General features: G+C 66.5%; 12 protein-coding genes. 9 read left to right on the forward strand and 3 right to left on the reverse strand.

Features of this window, described 5'->3' with window-relative positions; genetic code table 11:
- The first annotated feature begins 55 nt into the window (after nucleotides 1-55).
- The 5 genes from G4D86_RS46115 (at nucleotide 56) to G4D86_RS46135 (ending at nucleotide 9342) form a co-directional block, all read left to right on the forward strand.
- Nucleotides 56-2797, forward strand: coding sequence for a right-handed parallel beta-helix repeat-containing protein (locus tag G4D86_RS46115; protein ID WP_164001743.1), 2742 nt, complete (start codon nucleotides 56-58; stop codon nucleotides 2795-2797).
- Nucleotides 2794-4920, forward strand: a complete 2127-nt coding sequence (locus G4D86_RS46120; protein WP_164001746.1) for a hypothetical protein — start codon at nucleotides 2794-2796, stop codon at nucleotides 4918-4920. Before G4D86_RS46115 ends, G4D86_RS46120 begins: the two co-directional genes overlap by 4 nt.
- 221 nt (nucleotides 4921-5141) lie before the next feature.
- Nucleotides 5142-7400: a GAF domain-containing protein gene (locus G4D86_RS46125; protein WP_164001748.1), complete on the forward strand. Its 2259-nt coding sequence runs from the start codon at nucleotides 5142-5144 to the stop codon at nucleotides 7398-7400.
- Complete coding sequence (locus G4D86_RS46130; RefSeq protein WP_240360860.1) at nucleotides 7397-7816, forward strand: response regulator; 420 nt, start codon at nucleotides 7397-7399, stop codon at nucleotides 7814-7816. Before G4D86_RS46125 ends, G4D86_RS46130 begins: the two co-directional genes overlap by 4 nt.
- The gene (locus G4D86_RS46135; protein ID WP_164001750.1) at nucleotides 7813-9342 is read left to right on the forward strand and encodes a sensor histidine kinase; all 1530 of its coding nucleotides are present in this window, start codon (nucleotides 7813-7815) and stop codon (nucleotides 9340-9342) included. The genes G4D86_RS46130 and G4D86_RS46135 overlap by 4 nt, the downstream gene beginning before the upstream one ends.
- 12 nt (nucleotides 9343-9354) lie before the next feature.
- Here the strand turns inward: G4D86_RS46135 and G4D86_RS46140 are convergent, their stop codons facing one another.
- Nucleotides 9355-9735 carry a VOC family protein gene (locus G4D86_RS46140; protein ID WP_164001752.1) on the reverse strand — a complete coding sequence of 127 codons (381 nt, stop codon included), beginning with the start codon at nucleotides 9733-9735 and terminating at the stop codon, nucleotides 9355-9357.
- Nucleotides 9736-9808: 73 nt separating this feature from the next.
- Nucleotides 9809-11146: a serine/threonine-protein kinase gene (locus G4D86_RS46145; RefSeq protein WP_164001861.1), complete on the reverse strand. Its 1338-nt coding sequence runs from the start codon at nucleotides 11144-11146 to the stop codon at nucleotides 9809-9811.
- 692 nt (nucleotides 11147-11838) lie between these two features.
- Between G4D86_RS46145 and G4D86_RS46150 the strand changes: the two genes are divergently transcribed.
- Together G4D86_RS46150 and G4D86_RS46155 are read left to right on the forward strand one after the other, a co-directional pair.
- On the forward strand, nucleotides 11839-12429 hold the full coding sequence (locus G4D86_RS46150; protein WP_164001754.1) for an FtsH/Yme1/Tma family ATP-dependent metallopeptidase: 591 nt from the start codon (nucleotides 11839-11841) through the stop codon (nucleotides 12427-12429).
- A gap of 468 nt (nucleotides 12430-12897) precedes the next feature.
- Nucleotides 12898-13041, forward strand: a complete 144-nt coding sequence (locus G4D86_RS46155) for a hypothetical protein (protein ID WP_164001755.1) — start codon at nucleotides 12898-12900, stop codon at nucleotides 13039-13041.
- Here the strand turns inward: G4D86_RS46155 and G4D86_RS46160 are convergent.
- A complete protein-coding gene (locus G4D86_RS46160) occupies nucleotides 13032-14120 on the reverse strand; it encodes a nucleotide-binding protein (RefSeq protein ID WP_164001757.1) in 1089 nt (362 codons plus the stop codon). The genes G4D86_RS46155 and G4D86_RS46160 overlap by 10 nt on opposite strands.
- A 701-nt stretch (nucleotides 14121-14821) precedes the next feature.
- Between G4D86_RS46160 and G4D86_RS46165 the strand changes: the two genes are divergently transcribed.
- Nucleotides 14822-15601 (forward strand): M57 family metalloprotease, encoded by a 780-nt coding sequence (locus G4D86_RS46165; RefSeq protein WP_164001759.1) that lies wholly within the window; start codon nucleotides 14822-14824, stop codon nucleotides 15599-15601.
- A 155-nt stretch (nucleotides 15602-15756) separates the two neighbouring features.
- Entirely contained in the window at nucleotides 15757-18915 is a 3159-nt protein-coding gene (locus G4D86_RS46170) for an FG-GAP-like repeat-containing protein (RefSeq protein WP_164001761.1), read from the forward strand.
- Nucleotides 18916-18918: the final 3 nt, after the last annotated feature.

Consider the following 18918-nt stretch of genomic DNA (forward strand, 5'->3'; position numbering starts at 1 on the left):
CCTCGAGACCCTGCCCTCGGCGCTCGCACGCTTCCCCCGTCCAGAGGAGTTCGTCATGCATCGTGTCCTGAGCCTGCTGCTCGTCCTGGCCTCGCTCTGTCTTGCCCTCCCTGCGCACGCGAAAGACTGGTTCGTCCGCGCGGGCGCCACCGGCGGTGACGGCTCGCGCGAGAAGCCCTTCGCCGACCCCTGGATGGCGCTCGAGCGCGTCGAGGCGAATGACAAGGTGCACGTCGCCGCCGGCAAGTACTTCGGCAAGCTCGAGAAGGGGAACTGGGAGCTCCAGTTCCCCGGCGTCGAACTGCTCGGTGGCTATGACGCGGGCTTCCGGGAGCGCAACCCCTGGAAGAACCTGACCGAGCTCACCTGGCGCAAGGGCTCCGCGAACCGGCCGGACATCTCGCTCGCGCGCGTCAGCACCAGCACCCAGCGCGACACCGCCGGTGCCACCATCGACGGCTTCTTCATCGACATGCAGGAGTATTACGACTACGCGAGCGAGGGCGGGGACTTCGACCCGAAGGCGCTGATGCGCAACGGCGCGGTCGACCTCGCGAAGGGCGGAGTCCTTCGCAACTGTCTCATCGTCAACTCCATCAGCGCGGTGCGCACGTCGCCGGGCGCGGTGGTGGAGAACAACGTCATCGTGAACTCCATCTACGCGGCCGTGATTTCCAAGGGCGGCGGCGACCATGACCTGCCCGTCACCATCCGCAACAACACGCTGGCCTTCATCTGGGCGACGAAGGCCATCACCGAGGGCGGTACGGAGGGCTCCGGCATCGACGTGACGAACAAGGCCCTCATCGAGAACAACCTCATCGTCCACTCCGACAACCACGGCGTCCAGGCGCCGTCGCCCGCGAAGGTGTCGCTCCAGGGCAACGCGTTCTGGCGCAACCTCTACTCGAACGTCACCTTCTACTTCGAGGGCAAGAAGTCCTCGCTCGACGACTCGGACATCGGGGAGGCCGAGGACGCCGGCTTCGCGAAGGCGGGCGGCAACGTCGCGGTGGACCCGAAGCTCCCGTTCGACTCGGCGTGGTACGAGAAGTTCACCCGCCGCTCCACGCTCGGAAAGAAGTTCGACGCGAAGGCCTGGGAGGAGACGCGGACGGGCGCGGGCCTCCCCGCGACGGGCGAGGGCGTCGCGCTCTTCGCGCCGGCCTATCCGCCGCAGGCGGTCGCCGCGCTCATCGCGCCGAAGAACGCCTCGCTGAAGCAGGGCGCTCGCGCGAGGGAGCTGCCGGTGAGCTTCTCGGCTGCCACGGCGGCGGCGCCGTCGAAGGCGTACACGAAGGTGACCCTCGGCGCCTTCGCCGCGAACCCGAAGGGCTACGACGGCAAGGACATCGAGGTCGTCCTCGGAGTCCAGGGCGTGAGCAACCCGGACAACGGTCCCCCGGGCACCTCGCGCGACACGCACAAGGCCGTCCGCCTGGTCGACGCAAAGAATGAAACGAGCTCCGTCGGCTTCTTCAAGAAGGGGACGTCGGTGGAGCGCACCATCGACAACATCCCCAACTATGGCTCGGGCCCGCCGAGAGACCTCTTCGTCGTGCGCGGCACCGCGCGCGCCCGCGAGGGTGGCTACCCCAAGCACGCCATCACCATCGACGCCATCGAGCCCTTCGAACAGGCGGAGGTCGCCTCCGAGCGCCCGAAGGGGCGCGACTGGTTCGTGCGCGCGGGGGAGAGCGGGGGCGACGGCTCGCGCGAGAAGCCGTTCAAGGACCCGTTCCAGGCCATCGAGCGGGCCGGGAAGGGTGACCGCATCCTCGTGACCGAGGGCGAGTACGGCGGCAAGCTGAAGAGCGGCAAGTGGGTCGTCGACGGGAAGCAGTACCTCGCGCTGCTCGGTGGCTGGGACCGCGACTTCACCAAGCGCGACCCCTGGAACACGCCGAGCCTCCTCGCGTGGCCGTCGGACTCCAAGACGTCGCCGCAGGGCTACCTCTTCGAGGGGAACGGCGACCACACCGGGCTCATCATCGACGGCTTCGTCTTCGACCGCCGCTCGCTGAACCGCTACGACGCGGACGGCTTCATCGACCTGAACACCTCGCCCGACAACGAGCACCTCTGGGTGTCGTCGGCGGAGACGGTGGTCCGCAACTGCACCTTCCTCAACGGCGCGGGCGCGGCGGTCCGGATGAGCAACCTGGTCACCTTCGAGAACAACATCGTGGCCAACATGTTCGGCGAGGCCATCCGCGTCTCCGGCGGCTTCGGCACCCGGCCGGCCCAGGTGCGCAACAACACCATCCTCTTCGTCTGGAACCGGAACCGCCCGCATGACGGCTCCTCCTCCACGGGCAGCGGCGTCTCCCTGAACGGGAACACCGCGGCGGTGCTGGATGGGAACGTGTTCCAGTACGTGGACAACTTCGCGGTGCGGTCGACCTCGAACCTGAGCGAGGTGGTGCTCACGAACAACGCCTTCTTCCGCAACTGGGCGGCGTTCCGCTCCACGCTGGGCACGCCGCCGCCGACGGTGGATGAGAAGTCGATGCATCTGCTGGCCGACCTGCCCTTCAAGAAGGCCGAGGGGAACGTCGTGGTGGACGGCGGGTTCGACATCGACCCCGCGGTCTACGCGAGCTGGTTCGCGCGCACCTCGCAGGAGACGAGCCGCTTCACCGCCGAGGAGTGGAGCCAGATTGCCCCGAAGGCAGGTGGCGAGCCGGCGAAGCCGGGCATGGGTCGGGCGCTCGATTGGAAGGCGGCCGCGAAGCTGTTCCCGAAGAACGCCCAGGTGAAGGGCGCGCGTCCGCGGAAGCTGGAGAAGGGGGAATGAAGATGAAGAACAGACTGACCCTGGGGATGCTCGCGCTCCTCGTCGCAGCGCCCGCGAGCGCGGACGAGATTGATGACCGGGTGCGCGCGATTGACGACAACCTCTCACGCATCAAGGACAAGCTCGACGGCATCGTCTCGGACTCGAGCTCCAGCGACATCGACTCGGCCCTCGACTACCTGAACACCGTCAAGAGCGAGGTGGACCGGCTCAAGTCGCTGGACCCGCAGAGCGACCCGGGCAAGTCGATGGTCTACTACTACCCGGACTACATCTCGAAGTTCCGGGAGTCGGCGCAGTACCTGAAGCGGATGAAGGACGCCCAGGTGAAGGCGGATGAGTCGCGCCTGCATGAGCGCTGCCTGGAGGCCGACAAGAACCTGAAGTCCTTCATGCAGAACTTCATCGAGAAGAAGGACCCCAACGGCGTCTCGAAGATTTCGGACGAGGCCGAGAAGGTCGGACGCCAGTACTCGGACGAGTACAAGCGCCTGCAGGAGGTCCACAGCGACATGGACCGCGCGCGCGGTTACGCGCGGTACTTCTCGGAGTCCCACGGCCGCTGGTCGGACGTGAAGGGCGAGCTCCACGACGGCGTGAGCGACATCTGGGACCGCTGGACGCGGCGGATGGAGGAGACGAAGTCGAAGTGTCAGGAGCTCGCGAAGGGCCGCGACGCGGACGCCGTGAAGGACGCGCTCGCGAAGCTGGGCGACAACAACCGGGTGCGCAAGGAGCTGACCGAGAAGCTCAACCAGCTCCTGGACCAGACGGCCTCCTATCTCTCCGGTGCTGGCGCACGCACGGGCACCTCGGAGATTGACTATGCGCTCGGCTACAACAACGAGATTGCATCGCAGCTGGAGCAGCTCCGGAACGCGCGCGGCGAGGACGACGTCGCGAAGCGGATGACGGACGTCTGGCCGGACAAGAACAAGGAATTCCGCCGCTCGCTCGAGCTGCTGAAGCAGGTGAAGCCGCAGCAGTTCTCGTTCGACGCGCTCTCCACGACGTGCAAGGCGAGCGAAGACCAGCTCATGGGCACGGCGAAGAACTACCTCGGCAACCTCGACGAGGCCGACACCGGCATCAAGGTCCTCACCGAGCAGGCCGAGAAGGCCGCCAACGAGACGCGCCAGCAGCTCGACGCGGCGGAGAAGCGGCTCGGCGAGCAGGACCGGCTCCTGGAGGACTCGAAGCGCTTCTCGTTCGACGACGGCCGCTGGCGGACGGTCCGCGACCGCCTCCACGAGACGGCCACCGCCATGCAGCGGCACATGAAGACGAAGCTCGACGAGTCGAAGGCCGCGTGCGGCAAGCTCACCCAGGGCGTCAACCACCCGGACGTCGCGAGCGCGCTCAAGACGCTCAGGGACCGCGACCTGCTCGTGAAGACGACCCTGGAGCGTGTCGCGAAGGACTACGAGGACTGGAAGAAGGAGCGCCGCGGGCTGAAGCCCGGAGGCCGGTTCCGCCAGGAGAGCGCGGACAAGCTCCTCCAGGCCTTCTGCGACCAGGACGAGTTCCAGATTGCCGACCGCGTGCAGCGGGTCGCCGACGAGGTGGCGAGCGTGATGGGGAACCTGCAGCGCCAGTACCTCGACCGCATCAAGCGGATGGTCGCCGAGGTGGAGAAGGTCGAGTCGACGAAGAACCCGGCCCTCAAGGCCGAGGCGAACCGGCAGAAGCGGAACATGAACGCGGCCTACAAGCGGCTCGAAGATGCGGGGAACCTCGGCATCCTTCGCGGCAGGAACAACCCGAAGATCAACATGTACCTGGAGAACGGGAACAAGAAGCACCTCGCGCTCCAGACCGGCTGCACGGCGATGGAGTACGAGATTCCGGGAGGCCGCATCGACTGCGTGAATGTCTCGGACGGCTCCTGCGAGGTCATCGAAATCAAGCCGAACAGCCCCAGCGGGCGCTCCGCGGGCGAGAAGCAGATTGCCGACCGGAAGAGCGTCCTCGAGGACCTGCACCGGAACAACCAGCTCAAGGCGCTGCTGCAGCGCTGCGTGAAGGACGGCAACCTGAACATCCGGTACCAGGTGAAGTACTACGAGTACTGCCCCGTGGGCATCGACAACATCGACGTCCTCACCGAGGACGCCGACGAGTAACACCCGGGCCGTGCCTGCCTGAACGCCTCTCAGCGCGGGGCCGATGCGAGCGAGGCTCGCGTCGTGCCCCGCGTCGTCATCACCGCACAACACACGCCCACTGTTCCCTGGTCGTCACTCGACGCGAGCTCTGTCCTTTTCGTGACGCGCACCGGCCCCTGGGTCTGAAGCCTCCGTGAAATCCGGGACGTCCACGGCGAGAGTCCGCCGGAGACCCACGGATGAATTCCACGGCAGACAGAGGCGAGCGGCCCGACGTGTCATCGAACGCCTCGGAGCCCTCCGGGGCGGCGGTGCCTCCGCCCGCTGAGAACCAGTTGCGGCCTCAGCACCCGGAAGACGTGGAGCGCGCTCGCGCGCACCTGCACAGCCTCTTCATGCAGGCGCCCGCGCCCATCATCGTGATGCGCGGGCCCGAGCACCACGTCGAGCTCGTCAACGCGCCGTATCTGCGGCTCGTGGGCTGCGACGTGCGGGTCGGCAGGCCCCTTCGCGAGACGTTTCCGGAGCTCGAGTCCCAGGGCATCTTCGACATCCTCGACGGTGTCTACGCGTCCGGTACTCCCTTCGAAGGCAAGGAGCTGCCGGTGCTCCTTCGCGCCAGTGGGGAGGAGCGCTTCTTCAACTTCGTCTACCAGCCGATGCGCGGCACGGGCGGAGACGTCGAAGGCATCATGACGTTCGCCTACGACGTGACGGAGCAGGTCCGCGCACGGCAGCAGGAGACCCGGGCGGCGGCGTTCCTGCAGCAGCGGCAGAAGGAGCTCGCACTGAGCGCCGAGATGGGCGTCGCCTTCGCGGGCGCGCTCTCCATCCGGGACATGCTGCACCAGTGCGCGGAGGCGATGGTGCGGCACCTCGACGCCGCCTTCGCCCGCATCTGGACGCTCGAGGAAGGCAGCAACGTCCTCGAGCTCCAGGCGAGCGCGGGGCAGTACACCCACCTCGATGGCCCACACGCCCGCGTCCCCGTCGGCCAGTTCAAGATTGGCCTCATCGCGCGGGAGGCGAAGCCCCACCTCACCAATGACGTGCAGCAGGACTCGCGCGTGGGGGACCGCGAGTGGGCGAAGCGCGAGGGGATGGTCTCCTTCGCCGGCTATCCGCTCATCGTCGACAGCAAGGTGATTGGCGTGATGGCGATGTTCTCCCGGGTGCCGTTGAAGGAGGGCACGCTCTCGGCGCTCAACTCCATCGCGGACTCCATCGCGGTCGGCATCCAGCGCAAGCGGGCGGAGGCGCGGGCCCACGAGGAGAGCGAGACGCTCGACATCCTGAACAAGGTCGGGCAGTTCATCGCGGCGGAGCTCGACACCGACAAGCTCGTGCAGGCCATCACCGACTCCGCGACGCGGCTGACGGGCGCGCAGTTCGGCGCGTTCTTCTACAACGTCGTCGACGACCGGGGTGAGGCGTACACGCTGTACACCATCTCTGGCGTGCCGCGAGAGGCCTTCTCGAAGTTCCCGATGCCGCGCAACACGAAGGTCTTCGCCCCCACCTTCGCGGGCGAGGGCGTCGTCCGGGTCGCCAACATCCGGAAGGACCCGCGCTACGGCCAGAATCCGCCGTACCACGGGATGCCGAGCGGGCACCTGCCGGTGGTCAGCTACCTCGCGGTGCCGGTCGTCTCCCGCGACGGTCGCGTGATTGGCGGCCTCTTCTTCGGACATGGCAAGGAGGGCGTCTTCACCGAGCGCGCCGAGCGGCTCGCCGTGGGAGTCGCGGCGCAGGCCTCCATCGCGATGGACAACGCGAGCCTGTTCCGTGAGGCGCAGCGGCTCATCCGGGCGCTCGAGCGGAGCAACCAGGACCTGGACCAGTTCGCCTACGTCACCTCGCATGACCTGAAGGCGCCGCTGCGCGGCATCGCGAACCTGTCGCAGTGGATCGAAGAGGACCTCGGCGCCGCGCTGAGCGCGGACTCGCGGAAGCACCTCGACCTCATGCGGCGGCGCGTCCACCGGATGGATGCGCTCATCGACGGCATCCTCCAATATTCGCGCGCGGGCCGCGTTCGGGGGATGCCGGAAACGCTCGAAGTGGGCAGATTGCTGCAGGAACTCGTCGAGCTCGTCGCCCCGAGGCCGCCAGCGATGGTGGAGCTCCAGGGCGAGCTCCCGGTGCTGTTCACGGAGCGCGTGCCGCTCCAGCAGGTGTTGATGAACCTCATCACCAACGCGCTCAAGCATGCGCGCCGCGAGGACGCCCGCGTGGTGGTGAGTGCGGTGGAGGACGGCGACTTCTGCCGCTTCACCGTCACGGACAACGGCCCCGGCATCGCGCCCGAGTTCCATGAGCGCATCTGGGGCATCTTCCAGACGCTGGAGGCGCGCGACAAGGTCGAGGGCACCGGCATCGGGCTGGCGGTGGTGAAGAAGGTGGTGGAGTCGCGGGGAGGGAAGGCGTGGGTGGAGTCCGCCGCCGGAGCCGGCGCGAGGTTCCACTTCACCTGGCCCATGAAAGAGAGGGCGGCGTGAGTGAAGACAGGACGATGAACATCCTCCTCGTGGAGGACGACGAAGTGGATGTGATGAACGTCCGCCGCGCCTTCGACCGGAACAAGATTGCCAATCCCGTCTACGTCGCGGAGAACGGCCTCGAAGGGCTGCGGATGCTGCGCGACGGAACCGTCCCGCGCGGCCGCCGGCTCGTCCTGCTCGACCTCAACATGCCGAAGATGAACGGCATCGAGTTCCTGCGCGCGGTTCGTCAGGACCCCGACCTCGTCGGGCTCTCGGTGGTGGTGCTCACCACGTCCAACGAGGAGCGCGACAAGGTGGATGCGTACAAGCTGAACGTCGCGGGCTACCTGCTCAAGCCCGTCACCTTCACCAACTTCGTCGAGCTCACGTCGGCGCTCAACAAGTACTGGACCCTTGTGGAGATGCCTTGAGGCAGAAAGCGTTCGTGGTAGCCGTGCCCGCGGCGGTCCCCGGGGAACGGCGGTCCCTCGAACCGCTGCGCGCGCTCATCGTCGACGACGACGAGTTCGACCGGATGACGGTGAAGCGGATGATGCTCTCCGCCGGCTTCGCCGTACGCGCAGAGGAGTGTGAGAGCGCGGCCTCCGCGCTGCGGCTGCTCGAGGCGGAGTCCTTCGACCTCGTCCTGCTGGACTTCAACCTCAACCTGCCCACCTACGACGGGCTGTACGTGGTGCGCGCGCTGCGGGCCCGAGGCGTCCGGGTGCCCGTGGTGGTCCTCACCGGGCAGGACAACGCCGAGGTCGCCGTCGAGCTGATGAAGGCGGGCGCTTCGGACTACCTCGCGAAGTCCTCGCTCTCGGCGGACCGGCTGGGCCATGCGCTGCGGTCGGCGCTGCGCATCCATCGGCTGGAGGAAGAGGCCCGCACCGCGCAGGAGGCGCTGCGGGCGAGCGAGGCGCTCAACCACAGCGTCCTCGCGGCGAGCGGCGACTGCATCAAGCTCCTCGACCTCTCGGGCCGCCTGCTGTCGCTGAGCCAGGCAGGTCAGTGCATGCTGGAGATAGACGACCTGTCCACGGTGGTCGGCAGCGACTGGCTCGACTTCTGGAAGGACGCGGACCGCGTCGCCGCCGAGGCCGCCCTCGAGCGGGCCCGGGCCGGGGAGCCGGGCCGCTTCGTGGGGCACTGTCCGTCGATGAAGGGGAAGTCGCTCTGGTGGGACGTGCTGCTCACGCCGATTCGGGGTGTGGACGGCCGGCCGGAGCGAATCCTCTGCGTCTCGCGGGATATGACGGCGCTCAAGCAGCGCGAGAGCTTCGAGCAGCAGCTCGTCGGCATCGTCAGCCATGACCTGCGCAATCCGCTGAACGCCATCCTCGTCAGCGCGGACCTGCTGCTTCGCAAGGAGGGGCTCGACGAGCGCACGGTGAAGGCGATGAGCCGCATCCGCTCCGCCGGGCAGCGCGCGGCGAGGATGATTCGCGACCTCCTCGACTTCACCCAGGCCCGGCTCGGAGGCAGCATCCCCATCACGCGGGCGCCGGCCGACCTCGCCAGCGTCTGCGGGCACGTCATCGAGGAGGTGGCGCTCGCCTGGCCGGAGCGGAGAATCGTCCCCTCGCTGCCCGCGCGCCTCGACGCGTACGTGGATGCGGACCGCATCGCGCAGGTGCTGACCAATCTGCTCTCCAATGCGCTCCAGTACAGCCCGGCGGGGACGGACGTCACCGCGGCGCTGCGCGAGGCGGACGGCCTGGCGGTGCTGGACATCCACAACCACGGCACGCCGATTCCAGAGGGCTTCCTGCCGAGGCTTTTCGAGCCGCTCCAGCGCGCCACCGCCGCGCATGACCGCTCGAGCCGGAGCATCGGGCTCGGCCTCTACATCGTGAAGCAGCTCGTTCGCGCGCACTCGGGGGTCATCGAGGTCGTGTCGACCGTGGAGGCGGGGACGACCTTCACGGTGCGGCTCCCGCTCACCGGAATGGCGTAGGAGGCGGGCGGTTCAGGCCGTGTTCGGGAAGTGCGGGTTCTGGATGATGCCGAGCAGGTTGCCGAAGGGGTCCTTCACGAGGGCCACGCGGATGCCACTGCCCACGTCCCGGACGGGGCTGAAGGGAACCGCGCCCAGCTCCAACAGGCGGTCCCAGGTCCGCGCCACGTCCTCCACGCCCCAGTAGGTCGTCACGCCCGCCGCACCCGCGGGGACTTCCGAGGTGTCGGGGTCCAGCCCCAGCTCGAAGCCGCCGACGTTGAAGCCGACGTAGTACGGCTCGTCGAAGTACGGACGGGTCTCCAGGACCGCGCTGTACCAGTCCCTGGCCTTCTGGAGGTCCGTGACGGGGTAGATGGCCGTGCGCAGGCCAAGAAGGGGCTTGGGGCTCATTGCGGGCAACCTCCGGGGAAGGCCTCGTGGGGGGGGTGCCGGGACTGTGCCACAGGCTCGGCTCCGTCCTGACTCAGTCCGCGGGGCTCGACGTGGAAGGGCGAGCGGGTGGGAAGACGGGCACATAGCACTCGTCCTTGTGCACGTAGGCAATTCCCTCACAGTCCTTGGGGGCCAGGGTCAGCTTCAGCCAGCATCCACCATGGATGGGAACGTACCCCTTGTGTGGGCAGCGACCGTTGGCATCCGGCCGTAGCTGTCCTGGGAAGGGCTTGGGGGGCACGTCCAGGGCGATGGTCGACCACGCGGACGGTGCCGCGGTGGAGGACAAGGGGGCCTTCAGCGCGGAGTCCCCGACGGCCACGGTGCCGCCGTCCTTCTCATCCACCTGTGCCGAGACGGGCGTGTCTCCGAGCCGCGCACTCAGCAGCCATGCGAGTCCCAGCATCAGTGGCACACCCACTCCGGTCGCGATGCGCCGGTGTTTCCGACCCCCACCCCGGGCACGGAGCGAAACGCGCAGCGAGGCTGTGCTCGCGCCCACGGGGCGGGCTTCCTCCAGGCCGAAGAGGGGCACATCCGCCTCCGGCCCCGCCTCGCACGCTGCCTCGTCCAGCGCCACGGCAAGCTCGCGCGCGTTGCCACGCACCTCCGGATGCACGGACAACATTCGAGAGACGAGGTCACTCAGCTCCACGCAGCAGCGGCTGTTGAGGACTCGCGAAGCGCGGGGACCCGGACCATTCAGGCTCCAGACGCGGGCTCCGTCGACCGTCAGCCCCAGTGAGGGAGGGTACTCGCCGGTCACCAGCCGCCAGGCGGTGACGCCCAGTGCGAAGACGTCATCCGCAGGTCCGGGGGAGTAGGCCACGACTGGGGCAGGGGCGGGGCGCAGCACGGTGCGCCACGCCTCCGGCGAGCGGTATTCCGGCGTTCCGGGAGGGAAGGGCGGCCAGGTCAACGTGGCGGCGCCCACGTAGTGGCAGGAGCCGAAGTCGGTCAGGAAGACCTGGCCATCCACATTCCTCACAAGAATGTTGTCGCCCTTCACGTCCCTGTGCACGCCCGCTGCGGCATGCGTGGCCCCCAGCGCCCGGGCGAGACTGGCGAGGCACGAGAGCACCTGTCGGGAGGTGGGCCGGTGCGCCCTCGCCCAGTCATAGAGAGTCAGGCCTGCGACCCACTCCATGGCGAGGTAGGGATGGGCAGTGCCAGCCGCGTCCTGCCATTCCCCGTGCCCCACGAGGCGAGGGACGTTTGGATGACGGATGCGGGAGAGCAGCTCCGCCTCCCGCACGAAGCGTTCATCCCGAGGATGCAGGGCCAGCTTGAGGGCCACGGGACCCGTGGCTCCCTCCGCCTCGATGGCACGATAGACAGCGCCGTAGGCTCCGCATCCACGCCGTTCCAGCACACGCCACGGCCCCACGCGTGTTCCCAGGGGAAGCCGTGCCGGATTCAGATAGCCAGCCGCCATGCGTGTCTCGTGACGAGGGGGGGCGGTCAATCCGCTCGCCGCGAGCGTACTCCCGGCACCGGTACCTGTCAGCGAGACATGCGAGTTCCCACCACACGAAGGGCGGGAGAGCCACGGAAGCGGGGGACTCTCACCTCCGCCCGGCTCGAGGGAGGCGCCTGATTCTCCTCATGTTTTTCGAGCTGAGAGGCGGCCAATGAATCGTCTCTGCCTCGCAGCCCGCGGATTCTTTGCATCATTTTCGCACGCTTCGGCTCATTCCCTCCGAGGGAGACCTGCGCGACTCCACCAATTGCTCACGGCGCTCAGCATGGCGTTCACCCCCTTCCCGCCCGACTGAACACGCCTCGCCCGCTCATAGGTACCGGGACGAAGCCTTCTCTTTGAGCCTTTTCCCGCCAGGGAGAGGAGATTTTCCAGATGGGGATAGACATGAGGCCAGCAGGCACTGGTGGAGAGGTGGGCGGGCAACTAAGGCGCTCCTCATGTTTGCCAAACCGTCACCGTTAGGTCTAAGAGTCGGTTTCGGTAGGAAGCCTCGCCGAGTCCAATTAGAACGAGCTTGATGCCGTCCTTCTGACGGCGCATGTCGCTGGGATCAAGCAAGCCAACTTGGGCGGTGAGACGTGAGCAATTACGAAAAGCAGCGCGTCGCATACCACGAAGCAGGTCACCTGCTCGTAGCCGCGCATGAAGGGTTTGAGTCGCTCGGCATCGTGGTTCGCGACAACATGAGTGGCCATGCCGAGAGTTCCCCGCGGTTGCCGGGGAGGACTTCTGAGCAATATGTCTCAAGCCGGCTTCGCGTCCTTCTCGCGGGCGCCCTCGCTCAGTGCATCAAGCTCCACCCCGGCGACAGCCGGTGCGTCATGAATGCACTTTTAACGAATGGCAACGCTAACGACGACTGGTGCAAGGCAGAGGAATTGGCGCGGGCTATCGCTCATGGGAGGACCGGGGGAGCGGCCTCCGACGATAAAAGCATGGCAGCCGCTGCAGACGAGGTGATACGCGAACATTCGGCACAGGCGCAAAAGATTCTCGAATCAAATCGCAAAGTACTCGATAAACTCGCCCGGCTCGTGATCGACAGATTCGCGGATCTGTGCGCAGAAGACATCAATGCCTCAGACAGCGACTCGAAACTTGAGGTTACTGAAGCCGAGGTAAAGCGCGCCCTTGATGGAATGCAGCGCGTCTACGGAGACAGCGCTTAGAGCGTATTCAGAATCAAGAGCCCATTTCGGTAGGCGTCATCCTTGGCAGATTGCTCCTTGGGCGGGGCGCGTACTCGGCGAGGCTTCCTACCGAAACCGACTCTTAGCAATCGTGCGTCTTCCCGGATGCGTGTTCTTGATGGCATCGGCAGAGGAAGTTCGGGGGTCCCAGCCTGTCTCCGCCGACACTTTTCGTAGAGAGCAGGAGGCTCTGGCGGGATGCGTCGTGGAACGCCTGATCGGGCGATATGAGATGACTCCAGTGATTCGAGAAAAGGCCTCGGTTATCAGCAGTACCGTCAATAAGAGCGATCTAGCGAGGCTACTCTCCGGCCCAGGCTGCCCCTTCAGGAAGGGGGCAGTAGGAGCGTGAACAACTGGAGCAACTCGACCGCTTGAGGTTCGACACCACGCGCGCGACTTCAGCTCCGCTCCCACTTGGGGAACCTGACGCGAGGCCGCCCCATCGTGCATTCGTTGGTCTTCGACATGCGCAACGGCATTCTCAGAAACCTCAAGCTGGACTTTGTGCAGACCCTGCACAACATCCAAGAGGTCAACGACTTCAGGGGAGAGTACGGTATGGGAACCGCCGGTTGGGTCTATTCCTGATCCCCGTCCTCGTCGGACCCGTCAAAGGAACTGTCGGCCTCCACATAGGCCTTCTCCTTCTTGTTGAGCGTGAGTGCCTTGTGGTCCGTGTCGTCGAGATCAAGCTCGGGATAGTCCGTGTGAATCTGGCGGAGCATTTCACGATACGCGCCGTCTGCCTTCGTGACGGCCTTTCGAAATCGCATTGACGCTTGTGCCGAATCACCGGGATGCTTGTGTCTGTATCCGATTTTCCAGAGCGTGGGGTTGGACGTGGCCTGAAAGTGCTCGCCGGTGACGTTGAGGGCGGCTCCCAGCGCAAGCCGCAAGTCATGAATCGAGCTGGAAATCGCTTGGTTGTAAAGATGAAAATGCGGTGAGCTTGTTTTGTCTATGAAACGCTCAAGTTGGGAAACGCTTGGGTAGTAAAGGTAGCCCGTGTCGCCATGATCAAGGAAGCTGTGGAAGGTGGGGCGATGCACCAACGACATGAGGCTTTCGAGGTGGGCTATGTCCTTCCGTCGCTTCAGTTGATCGTGCGGCTGTAGTCGCTCAGGCAGTTCACCCCGACAGTGGGCTTCGATGACGCCCTTCAGTGCGTCATAAAGGGCTGATTCAAGTTCGCCTTTCGCCTTCTCCTTGTCTCCCCCTTCTTTCAGCCCGTATTTGAAGATGAACTTGCCGTGAAGATCGGATGGTACATCTTCTGGCACCTTGCCAAAATCCGTGTTGGCAATGCAGATGACCCGGCCCCAGCCGAGCATTCCCACTGCAAGTCCGGCCTCGAAAGTTACATTGGGGTTGGGAAATGCCCGGGTGCCGTTTACGCTCGGAATGACAGTGGTGATGTCGGCGACAACCGCATGGGCGCCTGCGATTTTGCTGGTGATGGAGTTTGTGATGTCGGCCGTTCCTGGCTGGTCTCGTGTCGCGTGGTCGACAAAGAACGTGGTGTGGACCTCATCGGGGAGTTCCTGCTTCAGTTTGGCGATGGCCGCATGTATTGCTTTTTCAATGAAACTTCGATTCGTCGATTTAGGCAGGTCGCTCTGCCAGGAGAAGAAGATGACAAATTTCTCGGGCAGCAAATTCGGCTTCAAGAGAGTGATAGTCATGGGAGAAGGTAAGGCAGGCCTCGGCATCGCGGATACAGTATAGCCCTTGGATGGGTATCCGAGTTCCGCTCCGCATTCAAGATGCAAAGCCGCCCCGTTTTCGCGGCTCTCCCGCACTTTGTGTGATGCCCAGGCTCAGATGGTGAGAAGCACACGATGGCGCAGCAGGGTCGAAGTGCGGAACACCGGGCAGCATTTGCCCACAGCCCTATTCTTTGCAGAGAACCGGCCGGCCGTAGATGGTGCGCCACATCTGTTCAACGGCTACCATACATGTCTTGCTTATGAAGAGCCTCTTGATCTGCTCCCATTTGGTACGGTCGAGAGGCCAGTGCCCTTCAGGATGCTTCAAGCCAAAGGCGGAAACGTGCCATTGACGGTCGTGAAGCGGATACCACCGGATACCAAGAGCGCCGGTCAGGTCACTCTGTACTGAGAAATGGGAGCGGATTCGGCCGAAAACGTTTGCTTCGTGTCCATTGTAGACGACGGTGAGCCCAGATTTAAAGCGCCGGGCCCCGCTGCGCAGGCCGCGTGGTGATACGGGTGGACCTGGGCGCGGACGGGCCCATCCCTGGAGGGACGGGCAGTTCCATGATTGATGGTTAATCCTCGTTTGCTGGGAATCGCAGCTGGGATGTCCTAGAAGGGTCTGCTGTCGGCTTCAGGCATCGAGGGAAACGACCATGTTCAAGAGAGCGGCAGTCCTGGTGGTGAGCTGTGGCGCGTTGCTGGCCGGCTGCGATACCGGCCCGCGAGTCGAGAACGAGGAGATCATCTCCAACCTGATGGAGGCCGGGTTTCCGGCGGACACCATCACGACCGCCGACAACGCCGTGTACGTGGGGCGCGACGCTCACGTGAGCCTCGAGGCGTCCCGGGAGATGCTCCAGCCCGCCGAGGGGAGCCACGAGCAATACAGGACGACCAATGTCGTCAGCACCAGCCTGACGAAGATCTGCATCACTCCCAGCTCGACGTTCAATACCTACAACCGGCTCGTCCAGGGGCTCGACCTGGCCATCGAGAACTTCAATGCCGTGGGGCTCTGCTTCACCCTGGTGCGGGGCTCGACCACCGGCTGCAGCGCGGTCATCACCGCGCAGACCATGGCCGGCATCGACGGCACGACCGGGTTCCCCTCGGGAGGCCGTCCCGCCGCAAACATCAGCATCGGCACCGGGCTGAACAGCACCACCTACAGCCTGGACAAGATTGAGTACGTCATCACCCACACGCTGGGCCACGCGTTCGGGTTCCGCCACTCGGACTTCTACAACCAGACCATCAGCTGCGGCACCGGTGGCAATGAAGGAAGCGCGGGCGTGGGTGCCATCCACATCCCCGGGACGCCCACCACGTCCACCGCGGGGGCGTCGCTCATGAATGCCTGCCCCCTGGCGAACGAGACCGGCGAGTTCACCAGCTCGGATATCACCGCACTGAGGAACCTCTACGGCTGCTGAGCACGGGGATGTCTCGGCAGTAGGAAGGACGTCTGGGTAGACTCACCGCCCTTGGAGAGTGAATGCACGTCCAGTCCCGCATGGTGAGTGGAGCAGTGGCGCTGTTGCTGTCGGCCTGTGTTGCCTGTGGTGGGGAGAGGAAACCTGGGGGGGACATGCCCCGGGTTCCCGGGGCGCCCACGGCGGTCCTCGCCCAGGCACGGGCGCATGGCGCGCTCGTGCAGTGGACGCCGCCCGCGAACACGGGCAGCTCCGCCATCACGAGCTACACGGTGACGGCGAGCCCGGGCGGGACGACGACCGTCTCCTCCGGCACCTCCCTCGCGGTGACGGGCCTTGCCAATGGCACCGCGTACACCTTCACCGTGCGCGCCACCAATGCATGGGGTTCCGGAGAGGACTCCGCGCCCTCGGCGCCCATTACGACCCCGGATGCTCCCGGCGCGCCTGGCGAGCCTCACGCGGTGGCGGACGTCCGCTCGGCCACGCTCACCTGGGCGGCGCCCGACCCCCATGGCGACCCCGTCCAGGAGTACACCGTCCGTGTGCAGCCGGACGCGCCTCGAAGTGCCACGGTCGTGAGCGGCACCCAGGCCGTGGTGACCGGGCTCGACGACGCGACGACGTACACCTTCACGGTGTCCGCGCGGAACGCCCTGGGCGAGGGGCCCGCGGCAACGTTCCCGGCCGTCACGACTCCCGTCGCCACACCGGCTGCGCCCGGGGACGTGCGTGCGACGGTGTCCGGCGCGGGCCGGGTGACGGTCTCCTGGCAGGCGCCCTACGCCAACGGAGGCAAGCCCCTCACCGGCTACGCGGTGACAGCCAGCCCGGGCGGGGCCACCGTCAGCACCGCGCCCACCGAAACCACCGCCACGTTCACGGGCCTGGGGCCCGGCACCGCGTACACGTTCACCGTGCGCGCCTCCAATGAGGTGGGATTGGGAACGGCCTCCCAGCCCTCCGCGCCGGTGACGACGCCCGACGTGCCGGCCGCGCCCACCTCCGTGTCCGTGATGGCGGGCGGCTCGCGGGCCACGGTGTCCTGGCGGGCGCCGGTGTCGGGTGGCGAGAACCCCGTCACCGGCTACACGGTGGCCGTGAGCCCCGGGAACATCACCGCCGACATCTCGGGGAACCGGACGACGGCGGTGGTGCAGGGGCTGGTGGCCTCCACGTCCTACAGCTTCACCGTCCGGGCGAAGAACGCGGTGGGCACCGGACGGCCCTCCGCGCCCGTCACGGCCCGGCCCCCGGCGTCCTGCGGACGGCTGGGCTTCCCGACGCTCCCGCTGTTGCCCACGCAGGAAACGCCCGCGGCCATGCTCACCGCGGACTTCAACGCGGACGGCAAGCCGGACCTCGCCTGGGTGGGCCATGGCGGCGTCCGCGTCCTGCTGGGCAAGGGGGGCGGCGCCTTCGAGGACGAGAAGGACTCCGCCACGACGACCCGGCCTGCCGCGGTGGTGACCGTGGACCTCGACAAGGACGGCCATCAGGACCTCGTCACCGTGGACGACTTCAACGACGAGCTGCGCCTGCTGAGCGGCGAGGGGGATGGCACGTTCCCCGTGTCGGTGGGCGTGCACATCGGCGACCAGCCGCTCGGCGTCGCCGTGGCGGACTTCGACGCGGATGGCTGGCTGGATGTCATGACCGCCAACCAGGGGAGCAACACCTCCTCCCTGCTGCTGAAAGCGGGAGACCTGCTGACGGCCAGGCTCCTCACCATCCCCACGGGGGTGGGCGCACGGGCAGTCCTCACCGGTGACTTCAACCGGGACGGCCGGCAGGACTTCGCCACGGCCAACGCCACCGACCAGACCGTGAGCGTGCACCTGGGCAACGGGGACGGCACCTTCGCCGCGCGGAAGGACTTCGCCACCGGAGCCTCCGCGTGGGCGCTGACGGCCGGTGACTTCAACGAGGACGGCCGGCAGGACTTCGCCACGAGCAACTTCGGCAACGACACCGTGAGCGTGCTGCTCGGCAACGGGGACGGCACGTTCGGAGCCGCGAGCAGTCTGGGGACGCTCATCTGGCCCAGGGCCGTGACGGCCCGGGACCTGGACGGTGATGGCCACCAGGACCTGGTGGTGACGGTCTACGCCGGCATCAGCGTGCTGCCCGGAAAGGGGGATGGCACCTTCGCGGCCAGGCGGGACTTCAAGCACGGCCTGAGCGCGGTGGACCTGGCGCTGGCGGACTTCAATTCCGACGGCCGGCTGGATGTCGCCGTGGCCTACCAGTACGCGAAGGGCATCGGGCTGCTGCTGGGCAACGGGGGTGGGACCTTCTCCGTCTGGAAGAACTACGCCACCGGCGCGGAGCCGCTCTCCGTGGCATCAGCGGACTTCAACGGGGACGGCGTGCCGGACCTCGTCTCGGCCAACAGCGCGGCCAGCTCGGTGAGCGTGCTGACGGGCACGGGAGACGGGGCCTTCGGCGGCCGGCGTGACTACGTGACGCAGCGCAGCCCCGCGTACGTGCTGCCGGGGGACCTGGACAATGACGGCAAGGTGGACCTCCTCGCCTATGACGGCTTCTCCACGGTGGCGAGCGTGCTGGCGGGCCACGGGGATGGCGTCTTCGACGCACCGCTGGGCTTCTACCTGTGGCCGTACCGGGTGCTGCTGGAGGACGTCAGCGGCGACGGCAAGCTGGACCTCATCGCGGCGAACGCCGGTGGGGCGCAACTGCAGCTCGGCCGCGGGGACCGGACCTTCACCGACTTGAAGTACCTGGATGCAGGCCACACCGCCAACGCCGTGGCGGTGGCGGACTTCAACAACGATGGCTTGCTGGACATCGCGGCGGCCGACGACCTCGACAAGAGCGTCCGCGTGCTGATGGGCACGGGGAACGGCGCCTTCTCCAGCGCGAAGAGGACCCCGACGCCGGGGGTGTTCAAGCTGGTGGCGGCGGACCTCGACGCGGATGGCAGAATGGACCTGGTGGCCGGGACACGCCTGCAGGACAGCGTGCTGCGGGTGCTGCTGGGCCAGGGGGATGGCACCTTCGTGGTCAAGGCGCAGTACCCCGTGGGCTATTCGCCGGACAACCTCTCCGTGGCCGACCTCAACGGCGATGGCCGGGCCGACCTCCTCTTCACGGCGGACGATGGACGCGACGTCATCACCACCCTGATGGGCCAGGGAGACGGTACCTTCGGCGAGCGGATGGACCTGCTGGCTGGCCACATCTCGGAATTCACACCCGTGGATGTGAATGGTGACGGCAGGATGGACCTCGCCGTGGCCGACCGTTACGCCGGCGCCGTGAGCATCCTGCCCACCACCTGCGTCGCCCCGTGACTC

It is taken from the genome of Pyxidicoccus caerfyrddinensis (assembly GCF_010894405.1).
GTDB classification, from domain to species: Bacteria; Myxococcota; Myxococcia; order Myxococcales; family Myxococcaceae; genus Myxococcus; species Myxococcus caerfyrddinensis.